The sequence below is a fragment of the Chryseobacterium phocaeense genome (genome assembly GCF_900169075.1).
Classification (GTDB): domain Bacteria; phylum Bacteroidota; class Bacteroidia; order Flavobacteriales; family Weeksellaceae; genus Chryseobacterium; species Chryseobacterium phocaeense.
Genome location: NZ_LT827014.1, coordinates 1,118,314 through 1,132,832 on the forward strand (window position 1 = coordinate 1,118,314; position 14,519 = coordinate 1,132,832).

Here is a 14,519-nt window from a genome sequence, read left to right on the forward strand (position 1 = left end):
AAAATGATGACACAAAAACAAAAAACATTCACGATCTACGCCTTACCATTAGTTGTATTGGCTATTTCATTATTGGGAAACATCGTATCCAGCGAGGTCAATTGGTCACCTTCAGACTTTCTGATTGCAGGAATTCTGCTGTTCACCACTGCTTTTTTCATCAATCTGGTAAGAGGTACCGTTAAAAAGCAAAGCTGGAGAATCCTGATCTGTATTTTCATTCTGCTGGTATTGATGCTCACCTGGATTGAACTGGCCGTAGGAATTTTAGGAAGTCCGTTTGCCGGAAGCTAAATACTGATAATCAATGATGACCAGGAAAACATTTATAAAAAGGCTGATGCAGCTTTCCGTGTTGGGTTCATTCCCGGCCCTGTATTCGTGGCAGGTAGAGCCGTTCTGGGTAGAATTTGTCCAAAAAAAGCTTCCCATAAAAAACCTGCCGGCTGCATTGGAAGGAAAGATACTGATGCAGATCTCAGATCTTCATGTAGGAGACCGTTTCGATTGGAATTTTCTAATTGATTCCTTTCAGAAGGCTCAGCAATTCAATCCTGATTTTGTAGTGTACACCGGAGATTTTGTGAATCACGGAAACGAACAGGACCAGAAAGATCTGAAAAAAGTAATGCAGCGTGCCGTTTATGGAAAGCTGGCGACTTTAGGAATTTTAGGAAATCACGACTACGGACAAAACTGGGAAGACCTCTCATGTGCTGAAAAAGTAGGTGATACCCTTGAAAATTTTGGAATTCATTTGCTTAAAAACACCAGACAGGAAATTCATGGGTTGAATTTTATAGGCTTTGAAGACCTGTGGTCGCCCAATTTCTATCCGTCAGAAGTGATGAAGACCTATGATCCTGCTAAGGCCAATATAGTCCTCTGTCATAACCCGGATGCCTGCGACAGGGATATCTGGAACGGTTATAAAGGATGGATCTTAAGCGGGCATACCCATGGCGGGCAATGCCGGATTCCGGGAATTATCACACCTGTTCTTCCCGTTGACAATAAAAAATACATATCAGGAGAAATTGATCTGCAGGACGGAAGATTCCTCTATATCAACAGGGCTATCGGCCACTCATTACAGGTGAGGTTCATGGTGCGCCCGGAAATTACAGTCTTTACATTAACGAAAGCTTAATCATCTATGAAAGATCTTGAAATTATAACCTTTGTAAAATACGTATTCTGGCTATTCTTTGTGCTGGGCAATATATGCCTTTTTGGTTACCTGATAACCGGAAGTGACAGCTTTGCTATTGGAGGGTACTTGCTCTTAATTTTCGGGACTATAGTTAATCTGCTTCTGGTGATTGGGTTATTAACTTATGGAATTGCCAGCCAATCTAAACTTAGGACCTGTCTTAGAGCAATTGGTATACTGATGATCAATATTCCGATAGCATATATTTATGCTGTAATAGGAATGAGTTTAATATCCTAAATAATATATTATGAAAAAAATACGCGTTCGCTTCCTGTTATTTGTTTATAATAAAACCCAGAAGCTCTACAGGAAATATTTTAAAAAGAAGAAAAGACAGTGGCAGTTTAATGAAGAGCAACTCCTGCAGTTCAAAGAAGACTCCTTGGGAAGAAAGCTGGGAGAGTTTTATAAAAAACATGGATTCTCTATGATTCCCAAAATGGAAAACCACGACGTCCACCACCTGATTACCGGATGCGGAACACAGTTTGAAGATGAGATCGCCATGCAGTATCTTCTGTTGGGAAACGGAAAACTCAATGCCCATCTTATGGCAGCGGTAGTATTGGGAACCCTTATCCTTCCCGAATATCTCAAGCTCTACATGAAAGCATACAGAAAGGGACAAAATATGCGACCTTTTTATCACTGGGACTTTGAAAGCCTGCTATGGCAGAATTTCGACCATCTGAATGACTATATCAGGCAGAAAGAAACAACCGTATTGTATTAATAACAGATGATGAAGAAAGTAAAGTATACCAGTCTGGGACGGAACACTTTTCTGATCTCGTTTTTATCAGGCACATTGCTTTTAATCACTTATCTGATCACGGGAGCGGATATCCTTCTCATACTCGGGTTCTATTTTGTGATTATTGCAGCGGTTGTAAATATGCTTATCCTTTTATATGAGCTTATAGAATTTTTAAATGGTCTCCCGGATAAAAAAGCTTCCGGAAATTCCGTACTGCTTCTGCTGGTTAATATTCCCGTCACCATGCTCTATCTGTATATTGTCTTCCTTCTTGACCCGTAAATTTTGTTTGAAGGTCTCAATCTTTCAATCTTTTAATTTTTTAATCTTTCAATTTTAAATGTCATGAAAACACATCACTATATATTCCTTACAGCCGCCTTATTTGTCATTGTATTCTATGACCAGGATATGGGACTGAATCTGGGAATCCTGAGCATCATCTATGCATTGCTGACTTTGTACAAAACACCTGAAAAAAACAGGACCAGAACTTTTCTGATACTTTTTGTTACCAATATCCTGTCTGCTCTTGCGTTTATCTGGTACAGGGATTTTCCTTCCCTCCTGGCGGTTGTAAGTTCCATTCTTCTGCTGGGCTACCGCTCAAAAAACAGGAGGCTGAAAATACTTTTCCTGATTCCGGTTTTTATAATCAACAGCTTCACGTCTGTTTTCCGGTTTTTCAGTTTTGACGAATGGCTGCCGAAGAGAAATATCTCCGGAGTATGGCAGAAAACACTGGCATTCATTATTATTCCTCTGGTGTTTATCTCTGTATTTTTTGGAATTTATTCTGCAGGAAGCGATCATTTTGCGGCTGTTTTCCGGGATTATGAACTGGATATCAACCTTTGGCAGGTACTGTGTCTTTCCGTTCTGGGGTTTTTCATTGCATTCAATTACTGGAATTATGCCGTAGAGCGGTTTATCTATAAAAAGAATCATTTGCTGGATGATGATTTTCGTGAAGGAAGTAAGATCCAGAAAGCCACCTATTCTTTCCTTGATCTTGATGCAGAACGAACCAGCGGGGTAATTTCTTTCTTCTGCCTGAATATTCTACTCGTATTTTTCATTATCACTTACAATTATGAACAGTTTTATGAAGTTTCAAAAACTCCAGTTCAGCTTTCTGAGGAAACCCACGAAAGGGTGAATGCCGTCATCCTGTCTATTGTGATGGCAGTATTGGTTATTATGTTTTATTTCAAATCCGGATTTAATTTTGATCCGAAAGCAAAGCTGATGAAAATGCTGGCGAAAATATGGATCATCCTCAATGCGGTTCTTGTAATTTCCGCTGCCCTGAAAAACTACGAATACATCATCAGTTATGGTGTAACGTACAAGAGACTGGGCGTGTTTGCGTTTCTCCTTCTGTCTCTGGTAGGGCTGGCCCTTACTTTTATAAAAATACAGATGAGAAAAAGAAATGCATTTCTGTTCAACAGGATGACCTGGTATTTTTATGGAACAATTTTGGCTTGTAGTTATATCAACTGGGGAGGAATAATCACCTCCCAGAATATGAAACGTAAAGATTTTGCAGTGGCCTACCACCTGGAACAGGTTAACTTCAGTGAAAGAGATCTGCTGAAATATGCAGCGGAAAAAAATGACCCGCAGCTTAAAAACAAAGTGCTGGATAAAGCAAAAGCAGAAAAAGCCAAACCTTTCCTTTCCAAAATTCTTTACTATGAAACATTAAAAGATTAGTTATTATGAAAAAGTCCTTATTGTTAATTCCATTGATTATTATTTCATGTAAAAAAGAACCGAATATAACAGAATCACCGATCAAAGATTCCGCTGCTGTTACGGAAATGCCGGATACTTCAGCCCATGCAGATTCTGCTGAGCTCAGAAAAAAAGATTCAATTATTAACAATGCTCCTGTCACGAAACAAGTGCTAAGGAAAGGAGTGATGAGAACGGAGAAAAACGGACAGATCATCAGAACAGCCGATGCATCCCAGCTACCGTTTACCCTGGGTGAAGAATTTACAAAAGACGGCCAGGAACTGATTCTAAAACTGACCCATTATGACAAGTCTAATATTAAGGCCAGTATTTCCACCAATGAAAAAGATTTTAATATCAGATTCAACCAGATAAAACTTCCCAACGGAGATTATGACGGCCCTTTCGGAAGGGAAATTACCTACGAAACCAAAGGAACCGGAGAAGTATGGCTCATCATCGGGAAAAGTAATATGGCCTCCGGAAATACCAAAGGGAATTTTAATGTAAGTGTAGAATAAGTTTGACCGATTTGGTACAGTTTCTGCAAACTCATTCCTAAAGTTTAAAAGTTATGAAAAATATATTTTTAATAGGAGCGGCAGTTTCGGCAGTAGTAGTAAGCTGTGGAACAGTACAGTCGCTTGTTCAGAATACATTCCCATACACGGCCAGTGTTCTGGTGTCTACAGGAGTGCCGGCAGACAAAGAAGTTTCTTCTACATCTACCGCGACCAATGTGCAGACCTGGTTCGGGGGGAACAATAATGCAAAGATTAAAGACGTAAGGATTTCCGATGCCAAAATTTCTGTAGTTTCTCCTTCAGGAGGGAATTTAAGCGCCATTAAATCGGTGAAAGTCTATGTTTCATCCAGCGGAACAGGTGAAAGGCTTGTTGCATCCCGATCCAACATCACAACAGATTCTTCCAGCCTGAACCTTGACCTGAATGATACCGGATATCTTGATGAGGTGGTAAAAAGCTCAGGACTTACGGTAAGAACAGTTTACGAGCTTAAAAACCAGACCAGCTCGGATATGAACCTTAAGATAGCACTTAATTTCAACAGTGTTCCTGCAAACTAATTTTGAATAGCTTATTATAAAAACCGCGGGGGCGGCCTTGAAAAGGCCGCCCCCGCAATTTATTTTAGCATCCACACAGGAAATATTATTCTGATAATCGGGTCAGCACTTTCATCGCTTTTTCCACATCATTTTTATTGACGAAAATATGGTCATGGAAATAGGCAGCTACTACATTACAGCTTATCCCGTTTTCGGAAAGGGCTGTTGAAAAAGCAGCGGTTAAGCCTACTGCTTCCAGTGAAGAATGTACGGTGAGTGTAATCCAGGCCATCACAACAGAATATTCAAGATTGAATAGGTCTGCATGCTCTTTTTTTAGAATTACAGTGAGCCCTTCCTCTTCCCGGAAGAACATTTCAATATGGTCCAGCGGTAAGTTATCCATTGTTTTGAGGGTACAAAAAACATAATCACCGCTATGATGCTGAGGTTTCATACTTTTTAAAAGCTTTTGCAGATCTTTTTCTCCACTCATGATTCATTAAATTAAAGAACACAAGATACGGATGTTTTTTCTCATGTGTTGAGTGTGCTGTATCAAAAGAGGCAGTCCAAAATGAACTGCCCTGGTATTTCTATTAAAGACCTGACCTTATAATTTGGTGAATTTTTCAACCACTCTTCTTTGCCCTTCAGTAATATTGATGATATACTGGCCTGAAAGAAGATCTGAGATATTGATCTTTTCATTAGATAAAGCGGTTCCTTTTCTGATGGTTCTTCCCTGCATATTGATTATTTCAAAATCCATTTTTTTATCTTCATCATTTTGAATGGTAATGTATTCGGTTGAAGGATTTGGATAGATCTTAATTTCCAGAGGAAGCGGGGTTTCAGATTTTTCAGCTTTCAGGAACATACTGCTTTCCAGCTGTAATATGGCATTCTTTACATTGGGAAGAGGGCCTATTTTCTGACCGGTTACTGTACCGCCCTGAGGAATTCCCGTAGAGATCAGGAGATTTTTCATCGCTGCAGGTGTCAGATACTGACCTGTATTCTGCTTGTAGTAAGACTGAATCAACGTGGCTGCAGATGCAACTACAGGAGTCGCCGAGCTTGTTCCGCTGAAATAAGTGTATGTTCTGTTGTTATCGTTGTCATATTTCTGGTACGAACCATATCCGGCAGCAAGTACGCTGCTTCCCCAGCCTTGTACATCCACCCTGTTTCCGTAAGTGCTGAAGCTCAGTTTAGAGTGTGTTGTGTTGGGAGATCCGGCTCCTACAATGATGGCACCGCTGTTTCCTCTTGCCCTGTAGGACGCATAGAAAGGATCATCCAGGTTTTGGTTTCCGTTTCCGGCGGCTGCAATAATGATGATTCCTGAATCAGTGGCTGCTTTGGTTAAGTCCCAGATCACGCTGTCATATTCAGCAGGGCAGTACTGGCCGTCTTTTCCTCCTGTCTGCATCTCGTACAGAATAATGTCGCCTGCCTGGGAGGCATTGATGGATCTGCTTACTGCGGAAGCTCTGTTGTATCCAACGGTAGTCCATTCCATATATCCTTTGATTTCCGAAGCACTGTAGGCACCACCGGAAAGCCCGATATTGTCTTTTACAGAGCCTAAAATACTTACCACAGCAGTCCCGTGATCACGGTAGTTATTGTTGGCAAGTCCCGCATTTGGGCTGTATCCCGGTTCCAGCTGGATAGAACTTTGATTGGAAAGCATTTCGTGGGTCTTGTAGAAGCCGTATTCCACATCACGGATACGGATGTTTTGACCGGTAATACCTCTGGACCATGCATATTTGGCATTGATTCCAGGGTTGTCGTTAAGGTAAGTCTGTAAACTTTCCAGATCAGGAGTTGTTACAAAGGCTTTAACGAAAGGAGGTTCAACAGGCGTGCTGCTCATTACGGAAACGTATTCCACTTCCGGAAACCTTTCAAGGATACGGGCCAGTTTTTCTGTTTCTTCGATGCTTTGAGAAGGAAGATTAACCCTGAAAATACGTTTCAGTTTTTCAACAGATTCTCCGGAATTGCCAATAGCTTTGCTGCTTTTGATCATTTCTTCAAGCTTTTGGTCTGTAAAACCAAGATCATTGATAAACGAAATCCCGTTGGTTTTCACGAACGCTGCCAGTTCCGCATTGTTGTTGAGGGCTGCCTTTTCAGAATTAATTTTTTTTGAAAAACAGATGTAAATGTTAGAACTTTGCTGCTCTGTTTTCTGAGCAAAAGAAACAGAAAAGCTTAAAACAAGTAATACAGTAAAAAGTCTGATTTTTGTTCTCATAATATATTTTAGTTGGTTGGTAACCAAATATATCATTTTAATGGGAAATAATAATCAAAGAGAAAAAAATAAATTTATTTGTTTGTCAGATTGTTAATTGTAAATGATTTTTAATGATAATATTGATAAAATAAATTCAAATAATAATTTTGTGAAATTAAATTAATGATTAAAATCAATACGTTATTTAAAAACACTGAAAATTATTCAGGTTCGATAAAAAATATCGAAAAATTATTTTCTAAAGTTCACGCTATTGAAATTAAAACTGAAAAGAATAGGCTTTTATTTCAATAGTTTCCACGTTCATATTCCTGTATAGTATCCCGCAAAGCTATAACGGTTAGAGCTTACAATAACTCCATGATGAGGATTGAAGCTGTATATGCAACGATAATACGCCTGTTTTCCTATTCCGCCGGTTTTTAGCTCTTGGTGATTGAATCCATAACGATGGTGACAGGGCCGTCATTAATCAGGGATACTTTCATGTCGGCTCCGAAAATTCCGCTTTCTGTTTTTAATCCTGATTTGGCGAGTTCTGCCTTAAAATAATCAAAAAGAGGGATGGCCTTATCCGGTTTTGCGGCTTTGATGAAAGAGGGGCGGTTGCCCTTCTTATAATCTGCAATCAGGGTAAACTGACTGATGCACAGGATTTCTCCTGAAATATCTTTTACAGAAAGGTTCAGCTTGTCATCTTCATCCCCGAATATCCTGAGATTTAAAACTTTCTGAACCAGCCAGTCTGCATCCGCTTTTTCGTCGTTTTCATCAATTCCTGTCAGGAGCATCAGTCCTTTCCCGATCTCTCCCACAATCTTTCCGTCTACCTTTACACTGGCCTCAGAAACTCTCTGGATAACTATTTTCATTAGAAATAAATATTTAAGGTTTTAGTAGCGGGATCATAATTGTTAGGATATGTTTTAGGCGGAAGGGAAGTGGCGGCACCTGATTCCGGCTGTCCTGTTCTCAGGATCCATCTTGTATTGTCTTTTGGGCATAGAATGCTGATGTTATCTTTCACTTCAAGAGTGGTATTGGAGTCGGGGCAGATATGGGGTGCATTTCTGTCGTAGGCTTTGAAGTTTTCTCCCACACGTACTACAATCAGGCCTCTGGTCCCGGACTGCTGCTCGTTCACATAAATCCAGCCTCCATCATAGGTGAGGTCGTAATAAGCCGGCAGGTTCAGATTTAAAGTTACATTGATGGGATTGCTTGGAAAACAGTTAACGGTGTCTTCCCTGCTTCCGCATGAGTTTATAGTTAAATTACTGAAAATCAGTAATATTAAAATAGAAAGGATTGAAAAAGTTTTTTTCATTTCAATTTAAATTTTTATATATTTGTAAAAGTTAAACGATTTAAATACGCAAAACATTGTCCGGCAAATGTCGGATTATTTTTTTATACCAAAACTAAATTTTGAAAATTATGGCAAGCTATGTAACAAAGGTGGGACAAGAGAAAATGAAAGCTGAGCTGGAACAGTTGGAAACTGTGGAAAGACCCAAAATTACCCAGCAGATTGCAGAAGCGAGAGATAAAGGGGATTTATCTGAAAATGCTGAATATGATGCTGCTAAAGAAGCCCAGGGGATGCTTGAAATGAGAATTTCCAAGCTTAAGGATGCTATCGCAAATTCTAAGATTATAGATGAAAGTCAATTAGATACTTCAAAGGTTTCAATCCTTACTACCGTAAAACTTAAGAACAACGCTACCAATCAGGAGCAGGTGTTTACTTTGGTGCCGGATAATGAAAGTGACCTTAAAACAGGAAAAATTTCCGTAAACACACCTATTGCAAAAGGATTGCTTGGAAAAGTAATCGGCGAAACCGCAGATATCACTCTGCCTAACGGAAACAAACTGTCTTTTGAAGTATTGGATATTACCCTGTAATCTGAAATTTCTTCATTGCTAACTTCTGATATCTAACCTCTAAGTTCTAAAAAAATGAGCAGTATATTTACAAAAATCATCAATGGCGAAATTCCCTCCTACAAAATTGCAGAGGATGATCATTTTATAGCATTCCTTGATGCAATGCCTCTGGTGAAAGGACATACCCTGGTTATTCCTAAAAAAGAAGTTGACCTGATCTTTGATCTGGAAAGTGAAGAGTATAAAAACCTTTGGGGATTTGCCCGGCAGGTTGCCAAAAAGGTTAAGAATGCAGTACCCTGCGTAAGAGTGGGAGTAGCTGTTGTAGGACTTGAAGTACCTCATGCCCACATCCATCTGATTCCCTTAAACAAGATGGAAGACATGAACTTCAGAAATGAAAGACTAAAATTAACAGACGAAGAATATAAAGAGATCCAAAACTCAATTATCAATTCTTAAAAGCATAGAATCGTAAAAAAGAAATTTTTTACGATTTTCTTTAACATTATTATATATATGAATCCAAACCAATGTTCTTTCTGCGGCAGAAAAAGAAATGAAGTACAGATGCTTATTTCCGGGCAAAGCGGCTTTATCTGCGAAAACTGCATCGAACAGGCACACGTTATCGTAAAAGACAGCGTTTCAAAAACAGGATCTTCACCTGCAGAAAGTATAGACGAACTTAAAAAACCGAAAGAGATCAAAGAATTCCTGAACCAATACGTAATCGGGCAGGATCAGGCTAAAAAGCAACTTTCGATCGCGGTATACAATCATTATAAAAGACTGCTTCATGCGCAGGACGAAAACAGGGAGGTAGAACTGGAAAAATCAAATATCATCATGATAGGCGAGACCGGTACCGGAAAAACTCTTCTGGCCAAAACCATTGCAAGAGAGCTTAATGTTCCCTTCTGCATTGTGGATGCTACCATCCTTACAGAGGCCGGTTATGTAGGGGAAGATGTGGAAAGTATTCTTTCAAGGCTTCTTATGGTTGCAGATTATGATGTGGAGAAAGCTGAAAGAGGAATTGTTTTTATTGACGAAATAGATAAAATCGCAAGAAAATCAGATAATCCGAGTATCACCAGAGACGTTTCAGGGGAAGGAGTGCAGCAGGGATTACTGAAACTTCTGGAAGGAAGTATTGTGAATGTTCCGCCTCAGGGAGGAAGAAAGCATCCGGATCAGAAATACATTCAGGTGAATACCCAGAATATCCTTTTTATAGCAGGAGGTGCTTTTGACGGGATCAAAGAGATCATCGAAAGAAGAATGAACAAGCAGGCGATAGGATTCAGTTCCGAAAAAATTAATAAAGTGGATGAGGACGAGTATGTACTGACGAATATCAATGCAATAGACCTTCGTTCATTCGGATTGATCCCTGAGCTTTTGGGAAGATTTCCTATCATTACTTATCTCGATAAGCTCACTAAAGAGACCATGGTAAGGATCATGAAAGAGCCAAAGAACTCCATCATTAATCAGTTTGTAGAACTGTTCAAAATGGATGGAACCAAGCTGGTATTTACGGATGGAGCTATCGAAAAGATTGTGGAAGAAACCATGGAAAAAGGATTGGGAGCCAGAGGTTTAAGAGGAACTACAGAAAAAGTATTAGAAGACTATATGTTTTCAATAGGAGAGGAAAAAGAAATAATATTAACAGAGGATAATATTTTTGTTAATAAATAAAATATTTTTTTTTCTTTAAAAAAAAGTCTTACCTTTGCGGGTGAAGATTGTATTAACACACAAATAATTTATACAATGAGAAAAAGTTTATTTGCTATAGGTCTTTTAGCAATTAGTTACTCTGTTCAGGCGCAGGTACTATGTCACGTTGACACTAATGCTAATATGTATGTGAGCGAAGGCACCCTTGTTTATAGTGGTGGAGGTGTACAGACAAGAGATAATGGTCTTTTGGACGTGCACGGAAATGTTATGGTTGTAGGTGCAGCCGGAGATGCTTTTAAAACAATTACTGCTGCCGGTGGAGATAAAACCGATGGTGGAAATATTGTTTTAAGAATGAATACTCCAGCATCCTATGCCACATCTACTTACGGTCAGCTTTACGTTGACGGTTTAACCCAAAGTAACGTTACAGGTATTGTAAGCAAAGAGTACAGAAATGCTAAACACGGGGAAGGTAATTTCTATCAGCAGATGGCGCTGCCTTTCAGTGGTAAAGTATTATCATCTCTTTCCGGAGAACTCAACAAAACTTTCAGTGGAACAAGGTATTCCAAAAATGAAATTCTATTCTGGAATAATGCCACTGTGGTAAGTGAGACTAAACCGCTTGCAAGCACCACTGTTCCTTTTGGATACTACATGCTGGGATCGCTGAATAATAATTTGGATCTTAGTACTCCTCCTGGTGGAGCTAATGGAGTGTACACCGTTAATGGTAGTCCGTTTTCCACTTTACCGGTTGCTAATTTAGTCAATGCCGGTAACGGAATTAATTTCGGGCCAAACGGTACTGCTAAAAACCAATACAACGAGAGATATAATACTTATCTGTATGATCAGTTTGAGGATACTACAAGTCCTTGGGCCGGTACGTACGGAAAGAATATCTATGAATTTGGAAACCCGTTCCTGACAAACCTGGATTTATCTAAAATCGGATATGTTGAAGGTGGTACAGTTACAGACGGTAATGCCATTAATAACATCTGGGCTGTTCAGTATTCTCCGGGAACTGTACAGTACGTGAATAACGTAGGAAGTACATTTACCAATCCTCAGATTATGACATTTGATGAAACTACTCACGTACCTGCTGGAGATGTTAATAATTTGATGGTAAAACCAATGGGTGTTTTTATCATGAAGCTAAGGAATAATAATCCTCAGACTTTAGATTTTAATACACTTAGAAGATTTAGCAGTACGGCAAGAGTAGATGGTACGGACTATAATGTTGCTGCCAATAAATCTGCTGTGGGTGGTAAATCTGTTACTGCAACTTTAAAACAATTAGGGGTAATTGGTCTGGATGCAAATGGTCAGGAAGTATCGAGAGTTTACTATGTGGTTTCTCCACATGCGACTACCGGACATCAGGTTTCTACTGCTACTACAATACAGGCTGCTACCGATTCAAGTAACAAGATTGTTACTTATGAAGAAGGCTTAAACGGTGGTGAAGATCCTAATTATACTGCACAGTATCAGTTATACATTAATGAAGCTAACGAAAGTAACTTCTTAGGGAAAAATATCTTGATGTATAATTTTGATTACAATACTCCACAACAGAGAATAGTATCCTATAAATTTGAAATCAGAGAGAATGCTGAAATGCTTCCTGCAGGTGCACATCAGCTATCTTCCGGAAAAGGATTCTATTATAAGTCTTCTAACGGTACCGTTCAGGAAGCAAAGCAAGGAGTAGTAATTCCTGTAAATTCACAATCTTATAACCTGTACTATGGAGAACCAAGCAGCGTAGTACTTGCAACAAACAATAATGAAACTAAGTCATTCTCTAAAACAATGGTTGTTTATAACCCTGCGGTTAGCAACTATATAGTTAGATTTGATCCAAGTTGGAAAAAAGCAGATATCGAAGTTTATGATATGAGTGGTAAACTTATTATCTCTAAGAAAGCAGTTGATGCATCTAAAGATTTCGTAATTGAACTTAATGATTCAGTTAGAAGTTCTTATGTTGTAAAAGTGGTTTCTGATAAAGGAGTAATTGTTAACACCAAAATCTTAAAATAATATGAAAACTATTAATAAACTAGTATCAGTTCTTTTTCTTTTTGTCATATCATTTGCATATGCAGATGAAATTCCTCCCGCGCCCGGTGCAGCATCTAAAAGCGGTATTGGAGGTGGAGGTCCTGGTGCTCCGGCTTCACCTATAGATATGTATGTTTATGTATTGGCAATTGTAGCTATTGCATTTATTGTATTCTATACAAAAAGATTGAAGACGACTCAAAAAGCCTAAAATTTTATTAAAATAACATTAAACTCTCTGATTAATCAGAGAGTTTTTTTATTTTTACTTTATGAAAAAGATATATATATTATCTGCAGTATTAGCTGCATTTTCCCTGCAGGCACAGTTTACGGTTACAGTCCAGACACCTGCTGAATTTAAAGATAAAGATGCCATTCTATATACATTAAACGGCTCAAAAGATATCATCGTTACCAAAGAACAAAGTAAGAACAATACCTGGAATTTCAAGTATCCAGGCCATTATATGGGGATGATGAAAGTGTATTTTCCGACTTCAAATAATATGGTCACTTTTATTTCTGAGAATAAAAATGTAAATATCAAGCTGGATATTCAGAATAATAAAGTCAAAGAGGTAGAATATCTGGATGAAGTCAATAATCTGATGAACAGACAGCAGGACGGTTCCCAGAAAAAAGAGCTTATTCTTCCGGCGCTCACACAGATCAAAGAATATTATAAAGACAATACGGAATTTGGAAAAGCCCTGAAAGAAGAAATCGGAAGACTTTCCGGGACAAGCAATGCTATTGACGCGGCACAGCATCCGTTTATTTCTTACTATAATACCAATTACAGTAAGTTCTTATCCAACTCTGCAGATCCGGCGAAAAAAGTTACCCAGGATGATATTGTGAACTTCCTGGATAAATCTAATGATATGCTTGAATCTTCCTCTCTTCTGAGACCTGTTTTGGTGGCGTACCTGAATTCAGGCGGAAATACCAATGTAGCATGCTCAGTAGATACTCTTCTGGACCGTCTGAAAGTAGAAACACCAAGAGGGCAAACTGTTTTATCTGAACTGATCGACATCTTTGATGCATACGATATGGATGAATTTAAAACAAAATATCTCACCCTTGCAAAGAACTTGAAATGTACAATCACCGACAGGTTAGCAACAACCCTGAAATCGAATGCTAATGTGGAAATGGGAGCTGCGTTTCCAAACATAAAATTCCAGTCTCCTGCCAACACCTCTGCGAAGTCACTGTATGATGTAAAAGCAGATAAAAAGATCATCGTTTTCTGGTCATCCACTTGTTCACATTGTGAAAGTGAACTGCCACAGCTTTTGGCTAAATACAACGATCTTAAAGCTAAAAATATACAGATTATCGGACTTTCTTTAGATACGGATAAGAATTCATATACCCAGAAAATTGCAGCATTTCCATGGATCAACGATTCCGAATTAAGGGGATGGAACAGCAGTTATGTGGATACCTACAATGTTCATGCAACTCCGACGTATTTTATTTTAGATGCTAACAATAAGATAATCAATAAGCCAGACCACGTGGGCAATGTTTTGGAATATTTTAAGCTAAAATAATTTTGGTGGTAAACAAATATTTTCTATATTTGCACCACCAAAACGGCGAGGTAGCTCAGTTGGTTAGAGCGCAGGATTCATAACCCTGAGGTCACGGGTTCAATTCCCGTCTTCGCTACAACACAAAGGAAAGTAATACAAATTACTTTCCTTTTTTTATTCCCATAATTCCTGTTGATAAACTTTAAAAATCCTCAATTAAAAACTAATATCAATAAGTTTTGGTGACTGGT

Annotated in this window: 18 protein-coding genes and 1 tRNA gene; 15 read left to right on the forward strand and 4 right to left on the reverse strand. The window is 38.7% G+C overall.

The window, feature by feature from the left end:
- Nucleotides 1–3 precede the first annotated feature (3 nt).
- The 8 genes from B7E04_RS06595 (at nt 4) to B7E04_RS06630 (ending at nt 4,803) form a co-directional block, all read left to right on the forward strand.
- Nucleotides 4–294 (forward strand): hypothetical protein, encoded by a 291-nt coding sequence (locus B7E04_RS06595; protein ID WP_080777899.1) that lies wholly within the window; start codon nt 4–6, stop codon nt 292–294.
- A 16-nt stretch (nt 295–310) separates the two neighbouring features.
- On the forward strand, nt 311–1,150 hold the full coding sequence (locus B7E04_RS06600; protein ID WP_080777991.1) for a metallophosphoesterase: 840 nt from the start codon (nt 311–313) through the stop codon (nt 1,148–1,150).
- A gap of 6 nt (nt 1,151–1,156) precedes the next feature.
- On the forward strand, nt 1,157–1,453 hold the full coding sequence (locus B7E04_RS06605; protein ID WP_080777900.1) for a hypothetical protein: 297 nt from the start codon (nt 1,157–1,159) through the stop codon (nt 1,451–1,453).
- A 10-nt stretch (nt 1,454–1,463) separates the two neighbouring features.
- On the forward strand, nt 1,464–1,949 hold the full coding sequence (locus B7E04_RS06610; protein ID WP_080777901.1) for a Coq4 family protein: 486 nt from the start codon (nt 1,464–1,466) through the stop codon (nt 1,947–1,949).
- Nucleotides 1,950–1,955: 6 nt separating this feature from the next.
- Nucleotides 1,956–2,255, forward strand: coding sequence for a hypothetical protein (locus B7E04_RS06615; protein WP_139785350.1), 300 nt, complete (start codon nt 1,956–1,958; stop codon nt 2,253–2,255).
- A 63-nt stretch (nt 2,256–2,318) separates the two neighbouring features.
- Complete coding sequence (locus B7E04_RS06620; RefSeq protein ID WP_080777903.1) at nt 2,319–3,692, forward strand: DUF4153 domain-containing protein; 1,374 nt, start codon at nt 2,319–2,321, stop codon at nt 3,690–3,692.
- Nucleotides 3,693–3,697: 5 nt separating this feature from the next.
- On the forward strand, nt 3,698–4,237 hold the full coding sequence (locus B7E04_RS06625; RefSeq protein ID WP_080777904.1) for a hypothetical protein: 540 nt from the start codon (nt 3,698–3,700) through the stop codon (nt 4,235–4,237).
- A 53-nt stretch (nt 4,238–4,290) separates the two neighbouring features.
- Nucleotides 4,291–4,803, forward strand: a complete 513-nt coding sequence (locus B7E04_RS06630; RefSeq protein ID WP_080777905.1) for a hypothetical protein — start codon at nt 4,291–4,293, stop codon at nt 4,801–4,803.
- A gap of 85 nt (nt 4,804–4,888) precedes the next feature.
- Here the strand turns inward: B7E04_RS06630 and B7E04_RS06635 are convergent, their stop codons facing one another.
- The 4 genes from B7E04_RS06635 to B7E04_RS06650 all read right to left on the reverse strand — a co-directional run bounded on the left by B7E04_RS06635 (nt 4,889) and on the right by B7E04_RS06650 (nt 8,384).
- Complete coding sequence (locus B7E04_RS06635) at nt 4,889–5,281, reverse strand: ACT domain-containing protein (RefSeq protein WP_080777906.1); 393 nt, start codon at nt 5,279–5,281, stop codon at nt 4,889–4,891.
- 117 nt (nt 5,282–5,398) lie between these two features.
- Complete coding sequence (locus B7E04_RS06640) at nt 5,399–7,054, reverse strand: S8/S53 family peptidase (RefSeq protein ID WP_165439414.1); 1,656 nt, start codon at nt 7,052–7,054, stop codon at nt 5,399–5,401.
- A gap of 425 nt (nt 7,055–7,479) precedes the next feature.
- Entirely contained in the window at nt 7,480–7,929 is a 450-nt protein-coding gene (dtd, locus tag B7E04_RS06645) for a D-aminoacyl-tRNA deacylase (RefSeq protein WP_080777908.1), read from the reverse strand.
- Complete coding sequence (locus tag B7E04_RS06650) at nt 7,929–8,384, reverse strand: Rieske (2Fe-2S) protein (RefSeq protein WP_080777909.1); 456 nt, start codon at nt 8,382–8,384, stop codon at nt 7,929–7,931. Before B7E04_RS06650 ends, dtd begins: the two co-directional genes overlap by 1 nt.
- 110 nt (nt 8,385–8,494) lie before the next feature.
- On the opposite strand from B7E04_RS06650, the gene greA reads away from it, so the two are divergent.
- The 7 genes from greA to B7E04_RS06685 all read left to right on the forward strand — a co-directional run bounded on the left by greA (nt 8,495) and on the right by B7E04_RS06685 (nt 14,404).
- Nucleotides 8,495–8,965 (forward strand): transcription elongation factor GreA, encoded by a 471-nt coding sequence (gene greA, locus B7E04_RS06655; RefSeq protein ID WP_040993748.1) that lies wholly within the window; start codon nt 8,495–8,497, stop codon nt 8,963–8,965.
- A gap of 54 nt (nt 8,966–9,019) precedes the next feature.
- Nucleotides 9,020–9,409, forward strand: coding sequence for an HIT family protein (locus tag B7E04_RS06660; protein ID WP_080777910.1), 390 nt, complete (start codon nt 9,020–9,022; stop codon nt 9,407–9,409).
- Nucleotides 9,410–9,466: 57 nt separating this feature from the next.
- Nucleotides 9,467–10,654, forward strand: coding sequence for an ATP-dependent Clp protease ATP-binding subunit ClpX (clpX, locus tag B7E04_RS06665; protein WP_062650617.1), 1,188 nt, complete (start codon nt 9,467–9,469; stop codon nt 10,652–10,654).
- A gap of 75 nt (nt 10,655–10,729) precedes the next feature.
- The gene (locus tag B7E04_RS06670; protein ID WP_080777911.1) at nt 10,730–12,700 is read left to right on the forward strand and encodes a T9SS type A sorting domain-containing protein; all 1,971 of its coding nucleotides are present in this window, start codon (nt 10,730–10,732) and stop codon (nt 12,698–12,700) included.
- A 1-nt stretch (nt 12,701) separates the two neighbouring features.
- The gene (locus B7E04_RS06675; RefSeq protein ID WP_080777912.1) at nt 12,702–12,932 is read left to right on the forward strand and encodes a signal peptidase; all 231 of its coding nucleotides are present in this window, start codon (nt 12,702–12,704) and stop codon (nt 12,930–12,932) included.
- Between the two features lie 61 nt (nt 12,933–12,993).
- Entirely contained in the window at nt 12,994–14,286 is a 1,293-nt protein-coding gene (locus B7E04_RS06680) for a peroxiredoxin family protein (RefSeq protein ID WP_080777913.1), read from the forward strand.
- Between the two features lie 44 nt (nt 14,287–14,330).
- Nucleotides 14,331–14,404, forward strand: a tRNA-Met gene (locus tag B7E04_RS06685).
- Nucleotides 14,405–14,519: the final 115 nt, after the last annotated feature.

What these genes read in the sequence shown, in the direction of transcription:
- B7E04_RS06630 (WP_080777905.1), top strand. Translation starts at nt 4,291, where the DNA reads ATGAAAAATATATTTTTAATAGGAGCGGCAGTTTCGGCAGTAGTAGTA.
- B7E04_RS06650 (WP_080777909.1), bottom strand. Translation starts at nt 8,384, where the DNA reads ATGAAAAAAACTTTTTCAATCCTTTCTATTTTAATATTACTGATTTTC.
- B7E04_RS06620 (WP_080777903.1), top strand. Translation starts at nt 2,319, where the DNA reads ATGAAAACACATCACTATATATTCCTTACAGCCGCCTTATTTGTCATT.
- greA (WP_040993748.1), top strand. Translation starts at nt 8,495, where the DNA reads ATGGCAAGCTATGTAACAAAGGTGGGACAAGAGAAAATGAAAGCTGAG.
- B7E04_RS06635 (WP_080777906.1), bottom strand. Translation starts at nt 5,281, where the DNA reads ATGAGTGGAGAAAAAGATCTGCAAAAGCTTTTAAAAAGTATGAAACCT.
- B7E04_RS06640 (WP_165439414.1), bottom strand. Translation starts at nt 7,054, where the DNA reads ATGAGAACAAAAATCAGACTTTTTACTGTATTACTTGTTTTAAGCTTT.
- B7E04_RS06595 (WP_080777899.1), top strand. Translation starts at nt 4, where the DNA reads ATGATGACACAAAAACAAAAAACATTCACGATCTACGCCTTACCATTA.
- B7E04_RS06600 (WP_080777991.1), top strand. Translation starts at nt 311, where the DNA reads ATGACCAGGAAAACATTTATAAAAAGGCTGATGCAGCTTTCCGTGTTG.
- B7E04_RS06625 (WP_080777904.1), top strand. Translation starts at nt 3,698, where the DNA reads ATGAAAAAGTCCTTATTGTTAATTCCATTGATTATTATTTCATGTAAA.
- B7E04_RS06675 (WP_080777912.1), top strand. Translation starts at nt 12,702, where the DNA reads ATGAAAACTATTAATAAACTAGTATCAGTTCTTTTTCTTTTTGTCATA.
- B7E04_RS06660 (WP_080777910.1), top strand. Translation starts at nt 9,020, where the DNA reads ATGAGCAGTATATTTACAAAAATCATCAATGGCGAAATTCCCTCCTAC.
- B7E04_RS06670 (WP_080777911.1), top strand. Translation starts at nt 10,730, where the DNA reads ATGAGAAAAAGTTTATTTGCTATAGGTCTTTTAGCAATTAGTTACTCT.
- B7E04_RS06610 (WP_080777901.1), top strand. Translation starts at nt 1,464, where the DNA reads ATGAAAAAAATACGCGTTCGCTTCCTGTTATTTGTTTATAATAAAACC.
- B7E04_RS06605 (WP_080777900.1), top strand. Translation starts at nt 1,157, where the DNA reads ATGAAAGATCTTGAAATTATAACCTTTGTAAAATACGTATTCTGGCTA.
- dtd (WP_080777908.1), bottom strand. Translation starts at nt 7,929, where the DNA reads ATGAAAATAGTTATCCAGAGAGTTTCTGAGGCCAGTGTAAAGGTAGAC.
- B7E04_RS06680 (WP_080777913.1), top strand. Translation starts at nt 12,994, where the DNA reads ATGAAAAAGATATATATATTATCTGCAGTATTAGCTGCATTTTCCCTG.
- B7E04_RS06615 (WP_139785350.1), top strand. Translation starts at nt 1,956, where the DNA reads ATGATGAAGAAAGTAAAGTATACCAGTCTGGGACGGAACACTTTTCTG.
- clpX (WP_062650617.1), top strand. Translation starts at nt 9,467, where the DNA reads ATGAATCCAAACCAATGTTCTTTCTGCGGCAGAAAAAGAAATGAAGTA.